Below are 21,746 nucleotides of genomic sequence, written 5' to 3'. Positions count from 1 at the left end.
GATCAGTCCAGCGTCTGCACCTCGTAGTTGCCTTCGGCGTGCAGGGCTCGAATGGCCTTCTTGTCGTACTTGCCGACGCTGGTGCGCGGGACTTCGATGGCGAAGGTCCAGCGCTCCGGCAGCCACCACCGAACGACCTTGTCGCTCAGGAAGTCTCGCAGTTCCTCGGCACTGACCTCGGCGCCGTCCTTGACCACCACCACCGCCAGCGGTCGCTCCTCCCAGCGCTCGTCCGGCACGCCGATCACCGCGGCCTCCAGCACGGCCGGGTGTGCGATGAGGTGGTTCTCCAGCTCCACCGACGAGATCCACTCGCCGCCGGACTTGATCACGTCCTTGGCCCGGTCGGTCAGGGTGACGTAGCCGAGTTCGTCGATGCGCCCGACGTCGCCGGTGCGCATCCAGCCCGCCTTGAACTTCGAGGGGTCGGCGTCGCGGTAGTACGAGCTGGTGATCCAGTGCCCGCGGACCTCGAGTTCGCCCACCGATTCGTCGTCGTTGGGCAGTACGGTGCCGGCATCGTCGACGATGCGGGCCTCCACGCCGCACAGTGGCCGGCCCTGACTGCCGCGCAGTTCCCAGTGCTTGTCCTCGCTCACCCCCGGCGGCGGCCAGGCCAGCGTCGCGATCGGTGAGGTTTCGGTCATCCCCCACAGTTGCCGGATCTCCACCCCGAACGTCTCCTGGAAGGTCCGCATCAGCGACACCGGCACCGCCGAGCCGCCGCACCCGACCAACCGCAGCGACGAGATGTCGTGTCCCGGGTTGTCGTGCAGATAGTTCATGACGCCGTTCCAGATGGTCGGCACGGCGCCGGCGACCGTGGGCCGCTGCGTCTCGATGAGGTTCACCAACGACGCCGGATCCATGAAACGATCGGGCATCACCAGATCAGCCCCGCCCATCAACGCCGCATACGGCAGACCCCAGGCGTTGGCGTGGAACATCGGGACAATCGGGAGCGCCTTGTCGGAGAATCCGAGGCCCAACGCGTTACCGCCGCAGGTCGCCATCGCATGCAAGTAGCTGGAGCGGTGGCTGTAGACCACGCCCTTCGGGTGTCCGGTGGTGCCGCTGGTGTAACACATTGCCGCGGCGGAGTTTTCGTCCATCTCGGGCCAGTCGAAGTCGTCGGATTCGGCGGCCAGCACCTCGTGGTAGCGCAGCACGGTCTTGCCGGACGCCGTCAGCGGGGAAAGGTCGCCGTCGCCGACCGCGATCACCGTGTGCACGGTCTCCATCGACGGCAGCACCGGCGCCAGTACCGAGGCCAGCGACGAATCGGCGATCAGTACCTGATCGGCCGCCTCATAGGCGACGAACTCGATCTGTTCGGGGAACAGCCGGATGTTGAGCGTGTGCAGCACCGCGCCCATGGCCGGGATCGCGACGTACGCGATCAGATGCTCGGCGTTGTTCCACATGAACGTGCCGACGCGCTGATCGCCGGTGATGCCCAAGCGACGCAGCGCGTTGGCCAGTCGTGCGGCGTCGCGCCCGACCTCCTGGTAGCTGGTGTGCCGGTAGCCGCCGTCGCCGGTTGCGGTGGTCACCGTGCGTTCGCCGTGCACCGTCGCCGCGTAACGGAGGATCCCACCGATGGTCAACGGGAACGGTTCGATGGTGCTTTGCATCGCTTGACTCAGCCCTCTCGCGTCATGGGGCCTGCACCCCGGGTGCCCTACGCTAGCCCTGGTGACGATCGGGAAGTCGGTTTTACTCTTCGTGGTCGCCGCCTTGTTCGAAATCGGCGGCGCTTGGTTGGTGTGGCAGGGTGTCCGCGAGGACCGCGGCTGGTGGTGGGCCGGGCTCGGGGCGATCGCGCTGGGCGCCTACGGTTTTGTCGCCACCCTGCAGCCGGACGCGAATTTCGGGCGCATCCTGGCCGCCTACGGCGGCGTTTTCGTCGCGGGCTCGTTGGCCTGGGGGATGGTGCTCGACGGGTTTCGGCCCGACCGGTGGGACCTCACCGGCGCGCTGCTGTGCCTGGTGGGCGTCGGGGTCATCATGTACGCGCCGCGCGCCGCCGGGGGATGATCTACTGGGCAGCGGCGGAGGGCGAGACGATGCGGATCACGAGTGCGACCGCGGCGGTTGCGATGGTGGCCTGCGGGCTGTTGTTCCCGGCGGTGGCCGCGGCCGATTCCGCCCAGGACGCCATCACCGACCTGCGCAGGCAGGGCTACAACGTGGTCATCGACCGCGTGGGCACCGGCCCGCTGGAGAACTGCGTGGTCACCGACATCCGCAACCCGACCCGGATCAACCGGATGCGCATTGCACTCGAGCGCGAGGACCCGACGCCGAAGCGCCAGATCATCACGGTCTCGCTGGACTGCTCGCGGTGAGCTGAGCGGCGCTAGACCGCCGCGGCCTCGAGTTCGTGCATCGGCAGATCGATGACGTCGGCGTCGAGAATCTGCGCGAGCGCCTTGTTGGTCGTCACGTTGACGGTCAGGGACGCGACGCGCCCCTCGTTGTCGGCGACGAACAGCAGCGACCCGTCCAGGCTCTCCACCGCGGTCACCGGATCGACACCGGTCTCGATGCGGTCGATGAGGCGGCGAGTGGCGGTGCACAGCACCGTGATGCAGCTGCCGTTGACGATGTAGGCGCGCTCGCCGTCGGCGCTGACCGACACCTGGCCGACCGGCGCGCCGAGTTCGATGGTGCCGGTGATCTGCAGCGTCTCCGCGTCGAGAAGGTCGACCACACCGCCGAATTCGTCGTCGTCGCTGACGGCGAAGATCGTCCGACCATCGCGGCTGACCACGATGTCGCGGACCATCGACGGGATGGGGCCGGCTCCGATGACCCGGCCGTCCCGAACGGCCAGCACGACGCCGGTGGCGTCGTCGACGGCCGCGACGTACACCACGTTGCCGGTCGGGGCGACGTCCAGCGCGGTCGGCACCGTGTGCGGGCCGACAGTCAGGTCGACGGTGCGCACGTCGTGGGTCTCGGTGTCGATCACGCCGAGTGACATCGCTGCGTCGTCGGCCTGCAGGGCGTAGACGCGGCGCGCGTCGGGACTGACGGCGAGGTCACGCACGGTCCCGCGCACCGGGATGCGCGCCACCACGGCGGCGCGTTCCAGGACGGTGACGGTGTCGTAGGCGGGTTCGACCGAGGCCACGTAGGCGCGCCGGCCGGCGGTCACGATCGCGGTCGGTTCGTAGATGTCGTCGACGGCAGTCACCTGGCCCAGCGTCTGCGCGGCGCGCACCGATACGGTGTCGGCGCCGTAGTTGGCGGTCAGCAGGCAGCCGTCGAGTTCGGCGAGTGCGGTGATGGCACCGCGCGTGACGGTGACCGCCCGCGCCGGGATGAAGCCGGGGGCATCTTGAGCCAGCGACGCGTGCAGCGCAACCGGAGCGATGCCAACGTCGGCGCGAGCCGCAAGCGCCGCCCCATCAACAGCATGGGTCACTTGCTCCACATTGGTCACTCTGTTGTTTGCCATAGTCGTCGATTCCTCCCTCAGGCACGCCCCGCACACCAATCGCGGATGTGAGTTCGGATGCCAATTCGGCATCGGCCACGATCGAGTCTAGCGACCCGATACGACATAAAATTCGAACGCGCAGCCGCGACCGGACACATCGGGCGATTTGTCTAAGCAGGCGCTCAGGAGCCGCCGTTACCGAATTGTGTTGTTTGCTGTCAGCAAGACCGCGCGAGTCGATGGCCTGCCGCGCTTCACAATCTGGCTAATTGGCATTCGGCTGTTCTTCAACTTCTCTTAATAAGATTCTCTTACCCCTGCGCCCGCGAAATGAGGGGTAAATCACACGGTCGATTTCGAGCGTGTTACGCGACGCGGACTTTAACCGGGCCGGTCCGGGCCCGCTCACCGGCAGCGCGCCACCGCCGAGCCCGCCGCAGGACCGCACATGTTCGCTGGGCTCAGAGCCCCGGCTCGGCCCGCAACACCAGGCGGACCTCACACGAGCCCGCGCGCGGGTCCGGGTCCACGCTGACCCGGTAGCCCCGGCCCAGCGTCGCGGCGTTGACGTCCACCACCTCTTGGATGAGGCCCTGCTGGATTCCGCGCACCACTTCGGGAGCATCCACCGCGATCTCGGCCAACGGGCAGGTACAGATCCCGACCGTGACCTCGCCGAAGGCGTCCACCACCGAACGGGTCTGAAATCCGAGTTCCTCGAGCGCGGCCACCACCAGGTCGGTCACCGAAGTGGTCGGTCGGGTTCGGGCCAGCCGGACGCGCCGCGCCAGATCGGCCCCGATCCGCGTCGCCCGCTCCTCGCGCTCGGCGACCGTACCGCCGAGATGGGTCGCAAACAGCGCGACGATCTCGGCGTACCCGAGCCGCGGGGCCAGTTCGTAGGTCAGTCGCGGTCTACCCGCCCGGCCGCCCCGCGTTCCCGCGCCGCGCCGGATCGCCCCCTGGCTCTCCAGGGTGCCCAGGTGAAACCGCGCGGTGGTCACGTGGATGGCCAGTGCGTCGGCCACCTGCCGGGCATCGACGGGCTCGCCGGACGAGCGCACCAACTCCAGCACGCGCCCGCGCTGCTGGCCGGCCGCACGCTCGGACGCAGGTCGGGAGGTGTCGTGCGACGGCGTCGTCAACCGGCGGCGTCCGGAACCACCGCCACGATCGCCACGGCGGTCATCGCCCCGGCGTACCTGGTGAAGGTGTTGCGCATGCCCAGGACGCGGTTGCGCGCGGCGGGGTGGCTGAGCACGTTGCCCACGATGCGCAGGGCCCCGAACAGACCCTCGTCGGCAATCACCCGCTTGGGGCGCAGCAGAGCCATCGGAGCCTGCTCGACGGTGGTGACCCGAAACCCCGAATCAGTAAGCAGCGCAGACCATTCCGCGACGGTCAGCGGCCTGGCATTGACCTTGATGGAGCGCGCCAGATCGCGGCGGACGGCGTCCTTGGTGTCCTGCGGAAGGTCGTCCGGCGTGAGCGCCAATTCGTGGATGGCGTAGCGACCGCCGGGCCGCAACACCCGGAATGCCTCATCGACGATGGCCCGCTTGGCCTTGTCCCCCTGCATGGTCAGCATGGCCTCGCCGACGACGACGTCGGCGCTGCCGTCCGCGAGTCCGGTGCTGGCGGCGTCGGCGGTGACGGTGCGGCCCGCGGTGGCCTCGACCACCTCCTGCACCATCGCCGAGGCCGCGCCGCTGTCATCGACGCCGACATAGGTGGCCGGCCCCAACGCGCCGATGTCCTTGGCGGTGCGCCCCAGCCCCGGACCCAGTTCGACGACATCGGCGCCGCCGATACCGGCGGCGGCGAGCAGTCGGGAGGTCAGCTCGCGACCACCGGGGCGCAGCACCCGCTTGCCCAGCCGGGCCAACAGCCAGTGACCGGGCAGATCTTCCCACGACCGTTGGGCCAGCGGGAGTTCGACTTTCTGTGACATCTGCGGGTCCCCTCGGGTGAGCCGAATTAAAAGGAAATCTCTCCGCGTAACACTAGGAGTTTGGTTAGGCTAAGGCAAGTGCGTATTCAGGGTCATCGCCGAGTGCGCCGGCGCCCTGCTGATGGTGACGCGGCTGACGAGGCTCGCACGGGTCTCGACGTGGATGAGCGCGAATAGATGCCCACCGGGGGCGATGACATGCGCGGGCCGGCCGTCGACCAGTAGCGGTGCCGCCGCACGGATCCGGTCAGCGAACAGTACGGTCTCCTCCGCGATGGCGCGGGCGCCGGTGACGGTGGGCGCAGTGCCCGGGGGCACGAGGTCCGCGTCGGCGACCCGCACGCAGTCCTCGACCATCAGGGCGATCATCCGGTCCAGATCACCGCCGCCGGCCGCGTCGAGAAAGGCGGCGACGACGGCGGGATCCGCGCCGGCATCGCGCTCGGCTGTCGTACTGGGCGCAGCGATACGCCGACGGGCCCGGCTGGCCTGCTTCTTCGCGTTCTCGGCGGTGGTGTTGAGGGTTTCCGCGATCTGCCGGAACGGCAGGTCGAACAGATCGTGCAGCACGTAGGCGACGCGCTGCGTGGGGGTCAGCCGGTCGAGCACCACAAGCAGTGCCCGCGAGACGCTTTCGCGGCGTAGGTACTGCTCATCGGCGGCCAGCTCGTCGGCCGCGACCAGGTCGGCCGACAACGGTTCCTCGGGGCGTCGGGCGCGCGCCCGCAGGTGGTCGAGACAGACCCGAGTGAGCACGGTCGTCAGCCAGGCCGCGCTGTTGCGCACCTCGCCGGAGTCCGCGGCCGTTGCCCGCAGCCACGTCGTCTGCACCGCGTCCTCGGCATCGTGGATCGAGCCGAGCAACCGGAACGCGACCGCCGTCAACTGCGGTCGTGCCGCATCGAAATCCGCTTCGGGTAGCAATCGGTGTCACCTTTCGCCGGTGCCAGACGTCGGATGGACGAGACCCCCGTCTCGTAACCCTTCGCGACACCGAGGAGCGACCCGAAATGAGCCTACCGATCAATCCGTACCGGCCCCGGCGCTGCGACGGCGGCGCCGCATGACCGCCGTACTGTTCGGCGCCACCGCGTTGGGAATCGCCGCGAACGTCTTCGTCGCGGTCGCCGACTATCTGAAGGCCGGGTTTGTCGTGAAGAACTCCGCCGAGGTGCGCGTCCCCGCGACCGCGGTGCCGTACCTGGCGACGCTCAAGCTGGCCGGGGCCGCCGGTCTGGCCGTCGGCCTGCTTGCGCTGCCGTGGCTGGGCCTCGCCGCCGGTATCGGCCTGACCCTGTTCTTCATCGGCGCAGTCGCCGTACACATCAAGACGCGGGTGTTCTACAACATCGCCTTCCCCGGCGCCTTCCTCGTGCTGGCAATCGCGTCGGTGGCCTACTTCCTGCCGCTGGTGTAGCTACTCGCCGAAGGGCTGGTAGTGCCGGGCCGCCAGATACTCCGGGCGAGGCTTGTCGGCGGCGAACGGCGCCGTCAGCTCGTTCTCCACCGAGTTGAACACCAGAAAAACGTTCGACCGGGGAAACGGCGTGATGTTGGAGCCCGAGCCGTGCAGCAGGTTCGCGTCGAACCACAGCGCCGAACCGGCCGGTCCGGTGAACTGGTCGATGCCGAACTGCGCCGCGGCCTTGGTCAGGGTGTCACGATCCGGCACCCCGACCTCCTGGGCCACCAGCGAGGTGGCGTGGTTGTCGCTCGGGGTGGCGCCGACACACGGGTAGAACGTGTGGTGCGAGCCCGGCATCACCATCAACGAGCCGTTGAATGCGTAGTTGTCGGTCAACGCAATTGAGCAGGACACCGCCCGAATGGCCGGCATCCCGTCCTCGGCGTGCCAGGTTTCGAAGTCCGAATGCCAGTAGAACCCGCTTCCGGTGAAGCCCGGCATCATGTTGATCCGCGCCTGATGGATGTAGACGTCACTGCACAGCAGCTGGCGCGCGATCGGCAAGACCGTGTCCAGTGACACCACCTCGGCAATGAGGTCGCTGAGCAGGTGCGGCTCGAACACCGAGCGGATGCCGCCGCCGGGCTCCCTGATGACGCGCGGGTCGTCGGCGTCGAGCTCGGCGGCCAGCCGTTCCAGCTCCTGACGCAACGGCGGTAACCATTGCTCACCAACGGTATTCGGCCGGATCAGGTAGCCCCGCTCGGCGAACGAGGCCAGGGCTTCCTCGCCGAGCGGGCCGTGGACCTGCTCACCCCAAACCGCGGGTTCCACCCGCGGCACCGGCGCGATTGCGTGATCGAGCCGGGTCGGATAGTTGTCGTGCACAACCGTCATGACCTGCCTCGCTATTCCAGAATCGAAGGCGGATACGTTCCCGTCTCGTCGTGCACCTCTTTACCCGTTACCGGCGGGTTGAACACACACAGCATCCGCAGCTGCTCATGGCAGGTCACCCGATGCTTCTCGTGCCCATCGAGGAGGTACATGGTGCCGGGTTCCAGCTTGAATTCCTCGCCGTTCTCGAGGTTGGTCAGGACTCCCGACCCCTCCACTATCCAAACGGCCTCGACGTGGTGGCGGTACTGGAACTCGCTGACCGAGTTCGCGTTGATGGTGGTCTCGTGGAACGAGAACCCCGCGCCGTCACCGGCCAAGATGATGCGCTTGGAACGCCAAGCGGCATCGGCGACATCACGTTCGGTGCCCGTGATCTCGGCAGTAGTACGCACAATCATGACTTCACTCCTTCGGGCGTTCGCGGCTTCCCGCTACGCCAGTGTCGCGGCCACCGCTTCGGCCAGGATGTCCAAGCCGGATTCCAGGTCGGCCTCCGACGTGGTCAACGGGGGCAGCAGTTTGACCACCTCGTCGGACGGGCCGCTGGTCTCGGCGAGCAGACCGCGTTCAAAGGCCGCCCCGCACACCGCTTCCGCGGCCGGCGCGTCGTCGAACTTCAGGGCCTGCACCATGCCGCGTCCGCGCGTGCTGATGCCGTCGTGAGTACCGGCGATACCGTCGAGTCGGGCGCGCATCAGCTCGCCCTTGGACTGCGTCTGATCAGTGAAATCGGCAGACTGCCAATAGGTTTCCAACGCCTTGGTGGCAGTCACGAACGCGGGGTTGTGTCCACGGAACGTGCCGTTGTGCTCGCCCGGAGTCCACACGTCGAGGTCCGAACGGAACAGCGTGAGCGCCATCGGGAGTCCGTAGCCGCTGATCGACTTCGACAACGTCACGATGTCGGGTTCGATACCGGCCACCTCGAAGCTGAAGAACGGTCCGGTACGGCCGCAACCCATCTGGACGTCGTCGACGATCAACAGGATGTCGCGGCTGCGACACAGCGCAGCCAGGGCCTGCAGCCATTCCACCCGGGCGACGTTGACTCCACCCTCGCCCTGCACAGTCTCGACGATCACCGCGGCGGGCCGGTTCAGACCGCCGCCCGAGTCGTCGAGAACGCGCTCGAACCAGTGAAAGTCCTCGGTGACGCCGTCGAAGTAGTTGTCGTAGGGCATCGGGGTTGCGTGCACCAACGGGATACCCGCACCGGCCCGCTTCATCGAGTTTCCGGTGACCGACAGCGAGCCCAAGGTCATTCCGTGAAACGCGTTGGTGAAGTTGATGATCGACTCACGTCCGGTCACCTTGCGGGCCAGCTTGAGCGCCGATTCGACCGCGTTGGTCCCAGTGGGCCCGGGGAACTGCACCTTGTAGTCCAGCCCGCGCGGCTTGAGGATCAGCCCCTCGAACGCGGTGAGGAAGTCGGTTTTCGCAACGGTCGCGATGTCCAGCGAATGCACGATCCCGTCGTTGGTCAGGTAGTCGATCAAAGCCGACTTGAGCACCGGATTGTTGTGCCCGTAGTTGAGCGCTCCGGCGCCGGCGAAGAAGTCCAGGTACTCGCGGCCGTTGACATCGGTGATGTAAGACCCCTGCGCGTGTTCCATCACCGTTGGCCAACTGCGGCAATAACTTCGCACTTCGGACTCGACGGACTGATATACGTCCGGCAAATCAGATTCGGACAATTTGAGCAGTGGTGCAAGTGACGTCATGACGTCCCTTCCGGTTGGTTGAAATTTTCACCTGGTGAGCTCGGCAGTGATGGGGCCGATCCGCAGCAGCGGCTCTTCCTCGTGCGCCTGATCGGCATCCAGCAGTTCGGTGCCGAACCAGGGCAGCTCGGTCACCGGGACGCCATGCCGGCGTGCGACGCCACCGAACAGCGCGCGCGACGCCGAATTGCTCGGCGCAACAGTGGCTTCCAGGGTGACGGGATGGCCGTGCCGCTCCCTGCGTACCCGTTCGATCAGCGTGTCGAGCATCGCCGCGCCCAGGCCGGTGCCCTGCGCCGCCGGAGTGACGACCACCTGCCAGACGAACAGCGCCTGGGGCCGGGCCGGCGGGTGGTAACCCATTACAAACCCGAAGAGTTGGCCGTCGCGGTCGGCCACAATCGAAGTGTCGGCAAACTCGGTCGCCATCAGCAGATAGGCGTACGTCGAGTTCTGATCCAGCACTTCACTCTCGGCCACCAGTCGATGCATGGCGATAGCGTCCGATCCCGTCGGACGGCGTAAAAACCCATCCCAAGATCGCGCTGTCTGCAGTTGGCCATGCCCGTTGGACACGGCAGAAACGCCTTGCTGTTCCCTATCAGAAGCGAACATATCTAGTTAGCTGTCACCACCGAACAAGTCATCGATCTACGTTTGAGTCTCAGGCATCGGTGCATCTCAACGTAGGCAACCCGGACGGACTAATCAAACGCCGCCACCCCGGTTCGGACTGGCATCACGCGAGCACGACAGCCGAAAGGCCGGCAAAAGCCCTGCTCCACGGCCTGCCGTTGTCGTTACCAAATCGTTATCAAATTGACAGGGGACCTGCCAGGGTTCACCGATGACCCGTCAGAGCACCTTGGAGAGGAACTCCCGCAACCGCGGATGCTTGGGATTGCCGAAAACCTCGTCCGGGGTGTCATCCTCGACGATGTTGCCGTCGGCCATGAAGAGCACCCGCGAGGCCACCTCCCGGGCGAACCCCATCTCGTGGGTCACCACCACCATGGTCATGCCCTCCACCGCCAGCCGGCGCAACACCTCGAGGACGTCGCCGACCATCTCCGGATCCAACGCGCTGGTGGCCTCGTCGAACAACATGATCGACGGGTTCATCGCCAGCGCACGCGCGATGGCCACCCGCTGCTTCTGCCCACCGGACAAGGTCGCCGGTTTGACGTACGCCTTCTCGGCCAGACCCACCTGGTCCAGCAGGTCCAGAGCGCGCTTCTTCGCGGTCGCCTTGTCCATCTTCTTGGTCAACAGCGGTGCGAGCGTGACGTTCTCGATCACGGTCATGTGCGGGAAGAGGTTGAAGTGCTGGAACACCATGCCGATGTGCTGGCGGACCTGGTCCAGATCCACCTTCTTGTCGGTCAGGTCGAACTCCTCGACGAATACTTTGCCGTCGGTGATGTCCTCGAGCTTGTTGAGGCAACGCAAAAACGTCGACTTGCCCGAACCGGAGGGGCCGATGACGCAGACGACCTCGCCCTGGCTGACGGTCGTGCTGATGCCGTCGAGGACCACCAGATCGCCGAAGGACTTCTTGAGGCCCTCGATGCGAATCTTGACACTGCCCGCGGGTTCGGCCGCGGCGGTTTCCGGTGCCAGCTGGTTCATTTCACGAGCCTCTTCTCGAGTCGGTCCGAGAACTTGGTCAGCGCCATGATGACGACGAAGTAGATGATGCCGATGATCAACCACATGTTGAAGGACTGGAAGTTGCGGGCGATGATGATCCGCCCGGTTTGGGTCAGTTCGGCGATACCGATCACCGACAGGATCGAGGTGTCCTTCAAGGTGATCACGAACTGGTTGATGTAGGACGGCACCATGGTCCGGATTGCCTGCGGCAGAATGACTTTTCGCATGGTCGGCAGGTACCCGATGCCGAGGCTGCGGGAGGCCTCCATCTGCCCCTTGTCCACCGACAGGATGCCACCGCGGACAATCTCGGTCATGTAGGCGCCGGCATTCAGGGACAGCGTGATGATGCCGGCCGTCATGGCCGTCATCTGGAAGCCCATCGCCGAGGGAATGCCGAAGTAGATGAAGAACGCCTGCACCAGCAGCGGCGTGCCCCGGAAGATGTCGACGTAAGTGGTGCCGATGGCCCGCAACCACAGCGAGCGCGACACCCGCATCAGACCGAAGACGATGCCCAGCAGCAGCGCGATCGCGATCGAGACCACGGTCAGGATCGCGGTGATCTTCAGGCCGGCCATCAGCAGCGGGAAGGTGCTCTTCAGCAGGCCGAGAATCGAGTTGTCGGCGACCACCGCACCCGCACCGAGATAGGTCTCGATGATCTCGTCGTAGCGGCCCGACTCCCGCAGGTTGTTTAAACCGGCGTTGAACTTCGCCAGCAGTTCGGCCTGTTGGCCCTTGTTGACCGCAAACCCGTAGCTCGACCCCTGCTCCTTGGGGGTGACGGCCAGGAAGCCGTTGCCCTGGGCGATGCCGTAGTTCAATACCGGGTAGTCCTCGAAGATGGCGTCGGAGTTGCCGGTGCGCACTTCGTCGAACATCGAGGCCGAGTCGGCGAAGTAGACCGTGCTGAAACCGTATTCGTCCTTGATCGACTCGGCGAACTCGGCGCCCTCGGTGCCGTTCTTGACCGCGACCCGCTTGCCGCGCAGATCCTCGTAGGAGGTGATCTCGGTGTTGGTCTCGAGCACCGCCATCTGGACGCCGGATTCGAAATAGGGTTCGGAGAAGTCGAACACCGCTTTACGTTCATCGGTGATGGACATGCCCGCGATCACGCCGTCGGCCTGGTTGGCCTGGACCGCCTGCAGCGCGGCATCGAAGCCCAGCGGCCGGATGGTGACCGTGAAGCCCTGATCCTCGGCGATCGCCTTGATCAGATCGATGTCGATCCCGACGAAATTACCCTGGTCGTCCTGGAACTCGAAGGGCGCGAAGGTGATATCGGTGGCAATGACGTAGTTCTCGCCCTCGGCCGCGGCCGTGGGGGCCAACACCGCGGCACCGAGCGCGCCGATCAGCATTGCCGTGACCAGATAGACCAGCCGGCGCAACCGCATTCGCCTGCCGATGGTGTCGACGCGTGGTGGTGACCCGGCTCGCATGCTGCGCCTCCTCTAGGTGCTGCGGACGTCTCACGCTAGCGGGCCGACGGGTATTCCGTCCGCATTCCACGCGGCGCAACTGGCGGGCGGCAACATCGAACCATTACGTGCCGCACATCGTGTGTTCAGTGGGCTGGGACAGCGTGGAGAGGCCGTCGTGATGACCAAGACGTTCTGGATCGCCGTCGGTGCCGCGGTCACCGGGGTGCTGGTGGCGCCGGGCGCGGTGGCGCACGCCGAGTCCGCGGTGGTGGTGATCGGTCAGCTCGAGGCTCAAGGTTTCAGCGTCAACGTCGACCGGATCGGCAGCGCACCGTTGGAGCGGTGTGTGGTCACCAGTGTGCGCAATCCGCAGGAACAGACCCGCCTGGTGCAACTCGACGGTCGTCACGACCGCAACGTGCTCGTCCCGGTCGTGGTCCGGCGCACCATCACGGTGTCGCTGGACTGCACAGGCTGAACGCCGGATTTATGCGACCATCTGCAGGTGAGTTCGCAGGACGACCCGGAGGTCCGGATCCGCGACCTGGAACGGTCGCTGGCCGACTCCTACTACGAACCGGGCACCTCCTCCCCCGATCAGTACCCGCCGCCCACCGCGCCGTGGCGCTATGACGCTCCCGCCCCACCCCGGCGGGGCCGCGGCGGACTCGTGGCGGCGATCGGGATCACGGCGCTGCTGGCCGTCGTCGGCACCGGAGTCGCGATTTACCTGATGACAAGCGGGGGTTCGTCGACGACGTCGGGCCGCGCCACCTTCTCCGGCGGCGGCGGGGGCTTTCCCGCCACAACCGCGCCGTCGCGCCCCCGCACCGCGCCAACCCCTGCCCCGGCCCCGGCCCCGGGCAGCACCGTGATCTTCTCGGGCATAGGGGAAACCGAAACGGTGCACTGCGACAACAACTCCGTGAGCGTGAGCGGTATCGACAACGTCGTCACCGTCACCGGTCACTGCCTTGAGGTGACCGTCTCCGGGGTCAGGAATACGGTCAACGTTCAGTCGGTGGACGCGATCGGCATATCCGGGCTCGAGAACCGGGTCACCTATCGCGTCGGCGCGCCCCAGGTGAGCCAGTCGGGATTCGACAACGTCGTCGAACAGGGGGGCTAGGTGTAATGACCAGGCAGGTTGTGAACGCGTAGGCGCTCGATGGGGGTCTTTCCTCCGATACCGGTGTGGGGTCGGTGGTGATTGTAGTGATGCAGCCAATCTTGGTAGGTCTGCGCGCGGGCGTCGTTGGACCGGTAGGTCTGGGCGTAGGCCCATTCGGCGGCCAGGGTGCGGTTGAAGCGTTCCACCTTGCCGTTGGTCTGCGGCCGATACGGTCGGGTTCGCTTGTGCGTGATCACATCGCCTAGTGCTTCGGCGAAACACTTTGAGCGGTAACATGATCCGTTGTCAGTGAGGACGCGCCGAACGATGATGCCATGGTCTACGAAGAAGGCGTTGGCGTTGCGCCAGAACGCTGCGGCGGTCTCCTTGCGTTCGTCGTCGAGTTCTTCGGAGTAGGCCAGTCGGCTGTGGTCGTCGACCGCGTGGTGCAGGTAGGCGTAGCCCATCCCGCTGCGGGTTTTGCGCCCCGCTTGCCGGCCGAGCTTGCGGTGCCCACCACCATCGGGGATACGGCCGAGCTTTTTGATGTCCACGTGCACCAGATCGCCCGGCGCCGCGTGCTCGTAGCGGTTGGGCTTCGGGCGGCGTACCGGCAGGCCGGTGGCCTGATCCAGGTGCCTCAACAGGGGCATCTTGTAGCGCTTGAGCACCGCCTGCACCGTTGATCGCGGCACGTGCAGGTGTGCGGCGATCCGATCGGGCCCCCAGCGGCGGGTGAAGCGCAGCTTGACGATCCGACGCTCCCGACGTGCCGGCAGCCGGTTGGGGCTGTGGCGCGGACGGCTGGGTCGGTCGAACATCGCCTCCGCGCCACCGACCCGGTAGCGATCGGCCCACTTCTTCGCTGTGGCCGGTGAGCACTGGAACCGCTCAGCAGCACGTCGGATCGACCAACCCTCATCGACAATCAGCTTGGCGAGTTTCAATCGCCCCTTCGGGGTCAGCGAAGCATTAGCGTGGGACACGAGGACCTCCTGGTGATCGGCGTGTGTGTGGTAACCACACCGATACCGGAGGTCCTCACCTACTTCCGCGCACCACGCCGTTCACAACCTCCCTGGCCATTACAGCTAGGCCGCGCTGCGCTGTGCGTCCCTGCTGCACACTGGATTCATGGCCGAACAGGACTACCCCCCGAGCGCCGCGGCACGCGGCCGGGTCGAGCCGTCACCGCGCCGGGTACGCGGTTTCCTCGGCACCGACCTGCTCTTCGACACGACGGCGGCGCGTTATGTGTGGGAGGTGCCGTACTACCCGCAGTACTACATCCCGCTGTCCGATGTCCGCGAGGAGTTCCTGCGAGACGAGGACTACCCGCAGCGCGTGCAGTTCGGCCCGTCGCGGATGCACTCATTGGTCAGCGGCGGCCGGGTCTTCGAATCGGCGGCGCGAGTGTTCGACAGCGACGCGGACAGTCCGGTGGCCGGGTTGGTGCGGTTCGAGTGGGATCGGCTGTCCTGGTTCGAGGAGGACGAGCCGATCTACGGCCACCCGCGCAATCCGTACGCCCGCGTCGACGCGCTGCGCTCCCACCGGCGAGTCACCGTGACGTTGGCGGGCGTCGCGCTCGCCGACACCACCAGCCCGGTCCTACTGTTCGAAACCAGCCTGCCGACAAGGTATTACATCGACAAGGCCGATGTCCGATTCGAGCACCTGGAGCCCAGCTCCACCGAGACGCTGTGCCCATACAAGGGGGTGACCACGGGCTACTGGTCGGTGCGGGTCGGCGACACCGTGCACCCCGACCTGGCCTGGAGCTACCACTATCCGCTGCCGGCGGTCGCGCCGATCGCAAACCTGGTGGCGTTCTACAACGAGAAGGTCGACATCGCCGTCGACGGGGTCGCGCTGGACCGTCCGCGGACTCAGTTCAGCTGAGCCTCATCCGCAGCCCGGTGGGCCCGCCTGCCCACCCGATGGCCGGCACGGTGACCACCCGGTCAGTATCGCACCGAGTGGTCACCGACCTCGTGAGTTCCGGTCAGGCTTCGCTCATCCCGTCGACCGGTTCGGGGACGCCGCCCTCGCGCACCGCCTTTTCGATCCGGGCGCCCAGGTCGGCGTCGACGTTGCGCCAGTACTGGAAGGCCCGGTCCAACACGTCACCGCTGACGCCGCCGCCCAGTGCACCGGAAATGGTCTCGACGGCCTCGGTGCGCTGCGCGTCGTTCCAGACCTCACGCACCATCGTGCCGGGTTGGCCGAAGTCGTCGTCCTCGGAGCGCAGGCGGTAGGCCGCGCGGAGCAACTCACCGTCGCTTTCCCAACCGTCCTCGGCCGGGCCGGTGACGTCCGCCCACGGGCGGCCGGTGCTGTTCGGCGCATACACCGCCGCGGCGCCGGAATGGTGGTAGGTCATCTGACCGTCGAACATGTAGGTGTTCGTCGCCACGCCGTCCCGGGGCTGGTTCACCGGCAGCTGATGGAAGTTGGTGCCGATCCGGTTGCGCTGAGCGTCGTTGTAGGCGAACGCGCGCCCGAGCAACATCTTGTCCGGGGACAGCCCGATGCCGGGCACGGTATTGCCCGGGGAGAACGCGGCCTGCTCGATCTGGGCGAAGAAGTTCTCGGGGTTACGGTTCAGCGTGTAGGTGCCGACGTGGATCAACGGATAGTCCTTGTGCGACCAGGTTTTGGTGAGGTCAAAGGGGTTGAATCGGTAGTCGGCGGCCTCCGCGTAGGGCATCACCTGCACCGAGAGTCGCCAGCTGGGATGCTCGCCGCGTTCGATGGCGTCGAACAGGTCGCGGCGGTGGAAGTCGGCGTCCTCCCCCGCCAGGGCGGCGGCGTCGGCGTTGGTGAGGAACTCCATGCCCTGGTCGGTGTGGAAATGGTATTTGACCCAGAACTTCTCGCCGCCCGCATTCACCCACAGGTAAGTGTGCGATCCGTAACCGTTCATATGCCGCCAGGTCCGCGGCAGGCCGCGCTGCCCCATCAGGTAGGTGACCTGGTGCGCCGACTCGGGATTGAGCGTCCAGAAGTCCCACTGCATCTGGGCCGAGCGCAGCCCGGAGTCGGGCAGTCGCTTCTGGCTGCGGATGAAGTGCGGGAACTTCATCGGGTCGCGCACGAAGAAGATGGGCGTGTTGTTTCCGACGAGGTCGTAGTTGCCCTCGGAGGTGTAGAACTTCATCGAGTAGCCGCGCACGTCCCGCCAGGTGTCGGGACTGCCCTGTTCCCCGGCGACGGTCGAAAACCGCACCAGCAGATCGGTTTCGGCGCCCTTCTGAAACAGTGCGGCCTTGGTGTACTGCGAGACGTCTTCGGTGACCCTGAGCACGCCGAACGCGCCGGAGCCTTTGGCGTGCGGGCTGCGTTCCGGGACACGTTCGCGGTTGAAGTGCGCCATCTGCTCCAGGAAGTGCACGTCGTGCAGGACGATCGGACCGTCGGATCCGACGGTCAGCGAGTTGCGATCGCTGGCGGCCGGGGCACCACTGCCGGTGGTCGAACCTGGTTGGACTTCAGTCATGTCAATCTCCGATTCCGTTGGGCTGTTACTGGACTTGACAATTGGGACAGACGCCCCAGAAAGTCACTTCGGCTTCGTCGATGCGAAAGCCTGCGTCGTTGTCGGTGTGCAGGCACGGCGCCTGCCCGGTGGCACAGTGGGAATCCACGATGGCCCCGCAGGACCGGCACACCAGGTGGTGATGGTTGTCCCCGGTCTCGAGTTCAAACCGAACCGGCGAGCGGGCCGGTTCGATGCGCCGCAGCAGACCGGCATCGGTGAGGGCGTACAGCACGTCGTATACCGCTTGGGTCGACAGCGATCCGATCCGCTTCCTGGCGCCGGCGGCGATCGCCTCGACGTCGCTGTGCGGGCGCATCTGCACTTCGGCCAGCACCGCCAGACGGGGCTGGGTCACCCGCAACCCCACCCTGCGTAGTTCGTCGCGCCAGAGGGTCACACCGCCGCCTTCCGACTGGAATGCTTCAAGTCCCTACCATGCTCCCCTTTCTTGCACAAAGCAAGTGTTGCGCAGTGCAATAATGGGAGTCATGGACGAGAAAATGATCGCCGCCGCACTGCTGTCCGGGCCGGACGCAGTCATGGCGGCGGATCGCAATGGTTTGATTACGTTCTGGAATGGCGGCGCCGAGCGGATCTTCGGGTTCGCCGCCGAACAGGCCGTCGGGGAGTCACTGGATCTGATCATCCCCAAACGACACCGCGCCAGGCACTGGGCCGGCTGGCACCGGGTCATGGAGACCGGCCAGAGCCGATACAGCGACGGGGACCTGCTCGCGGTGCCGGCCGTGCGCGCCGACGGCTCGGCGATCTCGGTGGAGTTCGTCATCCACCCCGTGACCGACGGCCAACAGCACCTCCTCGGCATCGCCGCCACGTTGCGCGATGTCACGGCCCGCTTCGAAGAGACCCGCGACCTTCGGCGCCAGCTGGCCGAACGATGACGCGTGCGAGACTGACGCCGTGAGCACGGGAGCGCCTGAGTTGACGAAGACGCCGGTCAACGAGCTGACGGCCTTCGAGACGGCGACCCGGGACCTGGTCGGGGTGGCCCTGCGCAGTGTGGATGAGCTCGAGGTATCGCTGCCGCAGTTCCGGCTGCTGGCAGTGCTCCACGAGCGGGGCCGGTCCACCTCCACGCGGTGTGCGACAGAACTCGGCGTGGCCGGCTCGTCGGTGACCCGGCTGGCCGATCGCCTGCACGCCTCTGGTCATCTGGTCCGCGTTGCCGATCCGTCCAACCGCAGAATCGTGGCGCTCGAGCTCACGGCCCAGGGACGCAAGGTGGTCAAACAGGCCGCGAACCGCCGTCGTCGGGAGCTGCGCCGGGTGCTCGACGAGCTCGATCCCACCGAGCGCGCAGTCTGCGCCCGTGTCCTGACCGCACTCCATGAGCGCTTCCACGCCGAGTCCGCCGAAACCCACAACCGCGGCCCGCTCTGATCCGCACGGGCGCGTCCGCCAACAAAAAGCCCTGGTCATCGACACCCGGTTGGGTGTAGCTTTTCTACAAGACAATTTTGTAGAAACTAGGGAGGCGGCAATGAGCATCGCTGAACGCAGCACCGGCACCGTGTGGGAAGGTCCGCTGGCGTCGGGCACAGGTCGACTGGACTCCGGCAGCGGGGCGCTGACCGGACTCGACGTGACGTGGGCGGCACGCACCGAGACACCCGGCGGCAAGACCAGTCCCGAGGAACTGGCCGCGGCGGCCCACTCGTCCTGCTTCTCGATGGCGCTGGCGCTGAAACTCGGTGAGCAGCAACTGACTCCGCAGCGCCTCGATGTGCGCGCCACCGTGACACTCGACGAGGTCAATGGCCTGCCCACGATCGTCTCCTCGGCGTTGGCGGTCAAGGCCCAGGTCAGCGGGCTGGACGCCGCGAAGTTTCAGCAGATCATCGACGAGACCGCCGAACTGTGCCCGGTGTCGAGGCTGTTCGCCGGCGCCAAGATCAGCGTGAAGGCCGAACTCGAGTGACCGTTTCCATCGGCGCCGTCCTGGAGCGCGAGCACCGGATCATCGACGACGGGATCGCGATCTTCGCCGGCGCCGACACGTCCGAGGTGTCCCCCGCCCAGCGCACCGCCCTGCTCGACGCCATCGCGGTGCTGCGACGTCACATCTATCTGGAAGAGGAGTACGTGTTCCCGCCGTTGCGCGCGGCCGGGCTCGTCGGCCCGCTGATGGTGATGGTCCATGAGCACGGGCAAATGTGGCCCGTGCTCGATGAACTCGAGCGGCTGGTCACCGACGGGGACTCCGAGGCAACGGCGCAATTGTGCCGAGAGCTGTTGGAACAGTTGGGTTCTCACAACATGAAGGAGGAGCGCATCGTCTACCCGTCGGCCGACGGCATGCTGCCACCGGGCGATCTCGAGGAGCTGAGCAAGTTGCTTCGCACCAGCGAGCTTCCGGCGGGCTGGGTCTGCGGCGGCGTGCCGGTCGACTGAACTCAGAGCCGGCCGGCCGCGAAGGCCATGCTGGTATGTCGCGGAACCACCCGCAGCGGTAACCGACCGTGTTGGAATCATGGTCATGACCCAGCACGAGCCTTTGACCATGCCTCTCGAAGAGGCGATGCGAACCCAGCGAGCGATCCGTCGGGTCAGGAGCGACCCCGTCGACGACGCGTTGCTGCTGCACATCCTGGAGTTGGCGATGAAGGCGCCGACGGGTTCGAATGCGCAGAACTGGGAGTTCATCGTCGTCAAGGACCGCGAGGTGGTCGCGAAACTCGGCCGATTGAATCGCCGCGCGCTCAAGGTCGGCGGCGGGATCTACAAGCGCATCGCGTCGCGCCGAATGGGCGAGGGTAACGACCAGATGCTCCGGATCGAGAAGGCCGTGCAGTGGCAGGCGGAGCATTTCGACGAGATCCCGGTCGTGGTGGTGGCCTGCCTCAAGGGCGTGATTCCGGCCTGGCCGCCGATCGCGGTGACCAGTTCCTACGGTTCCATCTATCCCGCGGTGCAGAACTTGTTGCTCGCGGCGCGCGCGGCCGGGTTGGGCGCGGCGCTGATCACCCTGCCGCTGTGGAGCAGGCTGTTGGCGCGCCGTGCCCTGGGAATGCCGTGGAACGTCACCCCGTGCGCGGTGATCCCGATCGGCTGGCCGAAGGGTAAATACGGACCCACGACCCGTCGCCCGGTGGGCGAGATGGTCTCCCTCGACCGGTACGGGAACCGTGCGTTTCGCGACGTTGCTTCCGACTGAGCACTGCGGCGCGCACCTACCCTCGAGGACGTGACGGACAAGCGGCTCGCAGGCGCGTCGATGGCGTTCGGTGTGCTGGCGCTGGTGGCCGGCGGATTGCAGGCGTGGGCATTCGTGAGCTCAGCGCAACCCCGGCACGCGGTGCTCGCGCTGTTCGCCCTTAGCGTCGGGGTGTGCGTGGTGATCGCCACGGCGCGGGCATGGCGGCGAGCCACGAACCGTTCGGGAGGGTCCGGCTCTTCGGGATAGTCCGCACGAGCTGCCCTCGTGACCGTTCGGTGCGGTTCCGCGCTCAGCTGCCGTTGCCCCGAGTTCGGCGCAGCCGCCGCCCCTTCTCGAGGTCCTCCCGCTCGGCTTCCCGCTCCTTTTTGATGCCGTGCGTGTCGCGCGGCGGAAGCTGGAGGTCCTCCTCGGCGTGAAGCCCCGCTTGCAACTGACGCCCACGTTCGAGTTCGGCGTCCAGTTCCGCGCCGAACAGCAACGCCAGATTGGTGATCCAGAGCCACAGCAGGAAGATCACGACGCCGGCCAGCGTGCCGTAGGTCCGGTTGTAGTTGCTGAAATTGGCGACGTAGATGCCGAAGCCGATCGACGCGACCACCCAGATCACGATGGCCAACGCCGCACCCACACTGAGCCAGCGAAACTTCGGCTGCTGCACATTGGGGGTGGCGTAGTACAGGATTGCCACGGCCGCGACGACGAACAGCAGGATCAGCGGCCAGCGTCCCACGTTCCACACCGTCACCGCCGTCGTCCCGACACCGATCGCGTTGCCCACGGCCTCGGCCACGGGCCCGCTGATGGCAAGCATGAATCCCACCACCGCGACCATCACCAGCGCCGTCATCGTCAGCAGCAACTGCGTTGGCCGCAGCTTCCACACCGGCCGGCCTTCGTCGATCTCCATGATGCGGTTCATCGCGCGTCCGAAAGCACCGATGTAACCGGAGGCCGACCACACTGCCGTGGCGACACCGATGAGCAGCGCGATACCGGCCGACGGCGCTTCGACGAGTTGTTGGATGGTGGGGCGCAAGGTGTCGACGATCGACGCCGGCACCAGGTCGCCGGCGATGTCGAGCATCGCGTCGGTGGTGCGTTGGCCCTGGCCGAACACGCCGAGCAGGGAGACCACTGCCAGCACCGCCGGGAACACCGCCAGCACCGCGTAGTACGTCAGCGCTGCGGCAAGGTCGGTGCACTGGTCCTGCTGGAATTCCCGCAGGGTCTTGCGCAGCGCATAGCGGAATGACGACTTGGTCAGATCCGTCGGGGAATCCGGCTTGCGGGGATCGTCGGGATCCGGCGGCGGGGCGGTGTCGGGTTGTTCCCGCGACGGTGTGGAGGCCATACCTTCCTCTACCCCGGGGCCGCACCGGCCGAACCTCTAGTTCGGGTGGTGCCCACGCTG

The 21,746-nt window shown here is 66.4% G+C and carries 27 protein-coding genes; 12 read left to right on the top strand and 15 right to left on the bottom strand.

Annotated elements, in window-relative coordinates:
* Positions 1-2 precede the first annotated feature (2 nt).
* The gene (locus RCP80_RS04905) at positions 3-1,634 is read right to left on the bottom strand and encodes a long-chain fatty acid--CoA ligase (RefSeq protein ID WP_308481261.1); all 1,632 of its coding nucleotides are present in this window, start codon (positions 1,632-1,634) and stop codon (positions 3-5) included.
* 61 nt (positions 1,635-1,695) lie between these two features.
* Here RCP80_RS04905 and RCP80_RS04900 point away from each other — a divergent pair, with 61 nt between their 5' ends.
* Together RCP80_RS04900 and RCP80_RS04895 are read left to right on the top strand one after the other, a co-directional pair.
* Positions 1,696-2,037, top strand: coding sequence for a YnfA family protein (locus RCP80_RS04900; protein ID WP_308481260.1), 342 nt, complete (start codon positions 1,696-1,698; stop codon positions 2,035-2,037).
* 29 nt (positions 2,038-2,066) lie between these two features.
* A complete protein-coding gene (locus tag RCP80_RS04895; RefSeq protein ID WP_308481259.1) occupies positions 2,067-2,348 on the top strand; it encodes a hypothetical protein in 282 nt (93 codons plus the stop codon).
* Between the two features lie 11 nt (positions 2,349-2,359).
* Here the strand turns inward: RCP80_RS04895 and RCP80_RS04890 are convergent, their stop codons facing one another.
* From RCP80_RS04890 to RCP80_RS04875, 4 genes are all read right to left on the bottom strand, one after another.
* A complete protein-coding gene (locus tag RCP80_RS04890) occupies positions 2,360-3,430 on the bottom strand; it encodes a YncE family protein (protein WP_308481258.1) in 1,071 nt (356 codons plus the stop codon).
* A 476-nt stretch (positions 3,431-3,906) separates the two neighbouring features.
* Entirely contained in the window at positions 3,907-4,590 is a 684-nt protein-coding gene (locus tag RCP80_RS04885) for a FaeA/PapI family transcriptional regulator (protein ID WP_308481257.1), read from the bottom strand.
* Entirely contained in the window at positions 4,587-5,396 is an 810-nt protein-coding gene (locus RCP80_RS04880) for a class I SAM-dependent methyltransferase (protein WP_308481256.1), read from the bottom strand. The genes RCP80_RS04885 and RCP80_RS04880 overlap by 4 nt, the downstream gene beginning before the upstream one ends.
* Positions 5,397-5,465: 69 nt before the next feature.
* Positions 5,466-6,320 carry a sigma-70 family RNA polymerase sigma factor gene (locus RCP80_RS04875; protein ID WP_308481255.1) on the bottom strand — a complete coding sequence of 285 codons (855 nt, stop codon included), beginning with the start codon at positions 6,318-6,320 and terminating at the stop codon, positions 5,466-5,468.
* Positions 6,321-6,459: 139 nt separating this feature from the next.
* On the opposite strand from RCP80_RS04875, the gene RCP80_RS04870 reads away from it, so the two are divergent.
* Entirely contained in the window at positions 6,460-6,813 is a 354-nt protein-coding gene (locus tag RCP80_RS04870) for a DoxX family protein (protein ID WP_308481254.1), read from the top strand.
* Here the strand turns inward: RCP80_RS04870 and thpD are convergent, their stop codons facing one another.
* The 6 genes from thpD to RCP80_RS04840 form a co-directional block, all read right to left on the bottom strand.
* The gene (gene thpD, locus RCP80_RS04865; RefSeq protein WP_308481253.1) at positions 6,814-7,698 is read right to left on the bottom strand and encodes an ectoine hydroxylase; all 885 of its coding nucleotides are present in this window, start codon (positions 7,696-7,698) and stop codon (positions 6,814-6,816) included.
* Between the two features lie 11 nt (positions 7,699-7,709).
* A complete protein-coding gene (locus RCP80_RS04860) occupies positions 7,710-8,099 on the bottom strand; it encodes an ectoine synthase (RefSeq protein WP_308481252.1) in 390 nt (129 codons plus the stop codon).
* A 33-nt stretch (positions 8,100-8,132) separates the two neighbouring features.
* On the bottom strand, positions 8,133-9,422 hold the full coding sequence (ectB, locus tag RCP80_RS04855) for a diaminobutyrate--2-oxoglutarate transaminase (protein ID WP_308481251.1): 1,290 nt from the start codon (positions 9,420-9,422) through the stop codon (positions 8,133-8,135).
* A 27-nt stretch (positions 9,423-9,449) separates the two neighbouring features.
* Positions 9,450-9,998 carry a diaminobutyrate acetyltransferase gene (gene ectA, locus RCP80_RS04850; RefSeq protein WP_308482706.1) on the bottom strand — a complete coding sequence of 183 codons (549 nt, stop codon included), beginning with the start codon at positions 9,996-9,998 and terminating at the stop codon, positions 9,450-9,452.
* 279 nt (positions 9,999-10,277) lie between these two features.
* Entirely contained in the window at positions 10,278-11,051 is a 774-nt protein-coding gene (locus tag RCP80_RS04845) for an amino acid ABC transporter ATP-binding protein (RefSeq protein WP_308481250.1), read from the bottom strand.
* Positions 11,048-12,478 carry an amino acid ABC transporter substrate-binding protein/permease gene (locus tag RCP80_RS04840; RefSeq protein ID WP_373693505.1) on the bottom strand — a complete coding sequence of 477 codons (1,431 nt, stop codon included), beginning with the start codon at positions 12,476-12,478 and terminating at the stop codon, positions 11,048-11,050. The genes RCP80_RS04845 and RCP80_RS04840 overlap by 4 nt, the downstream gene beginning before the upstream one ends.
* Before the next feature lie 205 nt (positions 12,479-12,683).
* Here RCP80_RS04840 and RCP80_RS04835 point away from each other — a divergent pair, with 205 nt between their 5' ends.
* Together RCP80_RS04835 and RCP80_RS04830 are read left to right on the top strand one after the other, a co-directional pair.
* On the top strand, positions 12,684-12,983 hold the full coding sequence (locus tag RCP80_RS04835; protein ID WP_308481249.1) for a hypothetical protein: 300 nt from the start codon (positions 12,684-12,686) through the stop codon (positions 12,981-12,983).
* 27 nt (positions 12,984-13,010) lie between these two features.
* Positions 13,011-13,634 (top strand): DUF3060 domain-containing protein, encoded by a 624-nt coding sequence (locus RCP80_RS04830; RefSeq protein WP_308481248.1) that lies wholly within the window; start codon positions 13,011-13,013, stop codon positions 13,632-13,634.
* Here RCP80_RS04830 and RCP80_RS04825 read toward each other — a convergent pair.
* Complete coding sequence (locus tag RCP80_RS04825) at positions 13,631-14,602, bottom strand: IS481 family transposase (protein WP_308480513.1); 972 nt, start codon at positions 14,600-14,602, stop codon at positions 13,631-13,633. The genes RCP80_RS04830 and RCP80_RS04825 overlap by 4 nt on opposite strands.
* A gap of 148 nt (positions 14,603-14,750) precedes the next feature.
* Between RCP80_RS04825 and RCP80_RS04820 the strand changes: the two genes are divergently transcribed.
* Positions 14,751-15,518: a DUF427 domain-containing protein gene (locus RCP80_RS04820; RefSeq protein ID WP_308481247.1), complete on the top strand. Its 768-nt coding sequence runs from the start codon at positions 14,751-14,753 to the stop codon at positions 15,516-15,518.
* 103 nt (positions 15,519-15,621) lie between these two features.
* Here RCP80_RS04820 and RCP80_RS04815 read toward each other — a convergent pair whose 3' ends face one another.
* The gene (locus RCP80_RS04815; RefSeq protein WP_308481246.1) at positions 15,622-17,115 is read right to left on the bottom strand and encodes a catalase; all 1,494 of its coding nucleotides are present in this window, start codon (positions 17,113-17,115) and stop codon (positions 15,622-15,624) included.
* Between the two features lie 25 nt (positions 17,116-17,140).
* Positions 17,141-17,554, bottom strand: a complete 414-nt coding sequence (locus RCP80_RS04810; RefSeq protein ID WP_308481245.1) for a Fur family transcriptional regulator — start codon at positions 17,552-17,554, stop codon at positions 17,141-17,143.
* 91 nt (positions 17,555-17,645) lie between these two features.
* On the opposite strand from RCP80_RS04810, the gene RCP80_RS04805 reads away from it, so the two are divergent.
* The 6 genes from RCP80_RS04805 to RCP80_RS04780 all read left to right on the top strand — a co-directional run bounded on the left by RCP80_RS04805 (position 17,646) and on the right by RCP80_RS04780 (position 20,581).
* Complete coding sequence (locus RCP80_RS04805) at positions 17,646-18,059, top strand: PAS domain-containing protein (RefSeq protein ID WP_308481244.1); 414 nt, start codon at positions 17,646-17,648, stop codon at positions 18,057-18,059.
* A 19-nt stretch (positions 18,060-18,078) separates the two neighbouring features.
* The gene (locus tag RCP80_RS04800; protein WP_308481243.1) at positions 18,079-18,558 is read left to right on the top strand and encodes a MarR family winged helix-turn-helix transcriptional regulator; all 480 of its coding nucleotides are present in this window, start codon (positions 18,079-18,081) and stop codon (positions 18,556-18,558) included.
* Positions 18,559-18,658: 100 nt separating this feature from the next.
* A complete protein-coding gene (locus RCP80_RS04795; RefSeq protein ID WP_308481242.1) occupies positions 18,659-19,096 on the top strand; it encodes an OsmC family peroxiredoxin in 438 nt (145 codons plus the stop codon).
* Entirely contained in the window at positions 19,093-19,569 is a 477-nt protein-coding gene (locus RCP80_RS04790) for a hemerythrin domain-containing protein (protein ID WP_308481241.1), read from the top strand. Before RCP80_RS04795 ends, RCP80_RS04790 begins: the two co-directional genes overlap by 4 nt.
* 109 nt (positions 19,570-19,678) lie before the next feature.
* The gene (locus RCP80_RS04785) at positions 19,679-20,332 is read left to right on the top strand and encodes a nitroreductase family protein (protein ID WP_308481240.1); all 654 of its coding nucleotides are present in this window, start codon (positions 19,679-19,681) and stop codon (positions 20,330-20,332) included.
* A 30-nt stretch (positions 20,333-20,362) separates the two neighbouring features.
* A complete protein-coding gene (locus RCP80_RS04780) occupies positions 20,363-20,581 on the top strand; it encodes a hypothetical protein (RefSeq protein WP_308481239.1) in 219 nt (72 codons plus the stop codon).
* A 43-nt stretch (positions 20,582-20,624) separates the two neighbouring features.
* Here the strand turns inward: RCP80_RS04780 and RCP80_RS04775 are convergent, their stop codons facing one another.
* Positions 20,625-21,686 carry a YihY/virulence factor BrkB family protein gene (locus tag RCP80_RS04775; protein ID WP_308481238.1) on the bottom strand — a complete coding sequence of 354 codons (1,062 nt, stop codon included), beginning with the start codon at positions 21,684-21,686 and terminating at the stop codon, positions 20,625-20,627.
* Positions 21,687-21,746 lie beyond the last annotated feature (60 nt).

This window comes from Mycolicibacterium sp. MU0053 (assembly GCF_963378095.1).
Taxonomy (GTDB): domain Bacteria; phylum Actinomycetota; class Actinomycetes; order Mycobacteriales; family Mycobacteriaceae; genus Mycobacterium; species Mycobacterium burgundiense.
Note: the sequence above shows the minus strand (reverse complement) of the source record. Positions and strands in the feature narration are given on the sequence as shown.

Coding starts and splice junctions, on each gene's coding strand:
- RCP80_RS04905 (WP_308481261.1), bottom strand. CDS start 1,634: ATGCAAAGCACCATCGAACCGTTCCCGTTGACCATCGGTGGGATCCTC.
- RCP80_RS04895 (WP_308481259.1), top strand. CDS start 2,067: ATGCGGATCACGAGTGCGACCGCGGCGGTTGCGATGGTGGCCTGCGGG.
- RCP80_RS04880 (WP_308481256.1), bottom strand. CDS start 5,396: ATGTCACAGAAAGTCGAACTCCCGCTGGCCCAACGGTCGTGGGAAGAT.
- RCP80_RS04870 (WP_308481254.1), top strand. CDS start 6,460: ATGACCGCCGTACTGTTCGGCGCCACCGCGTTGGGAATCGCCGCGAAC.
- thpD (WP_308481253.1), bottom strand. CDS start 7,698: ATGACGGTTGTGCACGACAACTATCCGACCCGGCTCGATCACGCAATC.
- RCP80_RS04860 (WP_308481252.1), bottom strand. CDS start 8,099: ATGATTGTGCGTACTACTGCCGAGATCACGGGCACCGAACGTGATGTC.
- ectB (WP_308481251.1), bottom strand. CDS start 9,422: ATGACGTCACTTGCACCACTGCTCAAATTGTCCGAATCTGATTTGCCG.
- RCP80_RS04845 (WP_308481250.1), bottom strand. CDS start 11,051: ATGAACCAGCTGGCACCGGAAACCGCCGCGGCCGAACCCGCGGGCAGT.
- RCP80_RS04840 (WP_373693505.1), bottom strand. CDS start 12,478: ATGCGGTTGCGCCGGCTGGTCTATCTGGTCACGGCAATGCTGATCGGC.
- RCP80_RS04835 (WP_308481249.1), top strand. CDS start 12,684: ATGACCAAGACGTTCTGGATCGCCGTCGGTGCCGCGGTCACCGGGGTG.
- RCP80_RS04820 (WP_308481247.1), top strand. CDS start 14,751: ATGGCCGAACAGGACTACCCCCCGAGCGCCGCGGCACGCGGCCGGGTC.
- RCP80_RS04815 (WP_308481246.1), bottom strand. CDS start 17,115: ATGACTGAAGTCCAACCAGGTTCGACCACCGGCAGTGGTGCCCCGGCC.
- RCP80_RS04805 (WP_308481244.1), top strand. CDS start 17,646: ATGGACGAGAAAATGATCGCCGCCGCACTGCTGTCCGGGCCGGACGCA.
- RCP80_RS04795 (WP_308481242.1), top strand. CDS start 18,659: ATGAGCATCGCTGAACGCAGCACCGGCACCGTGTGGGAAGGTCCGCTG.
- RCP80_RS04785 (WP_308481240.1), top strand. CDS start 19,679: ATGCCTCTCGAAGAGGCGATGCGAACCCAGCGAGCGATCCGTCGGGTC.
- RCP80_RS04775 (WP_308481238.1), bottom strand. CDS start 21,686: ATGGCCTCCACACCGTCGCGGGAACAACCCGACACCGCCCCGCCGCCG.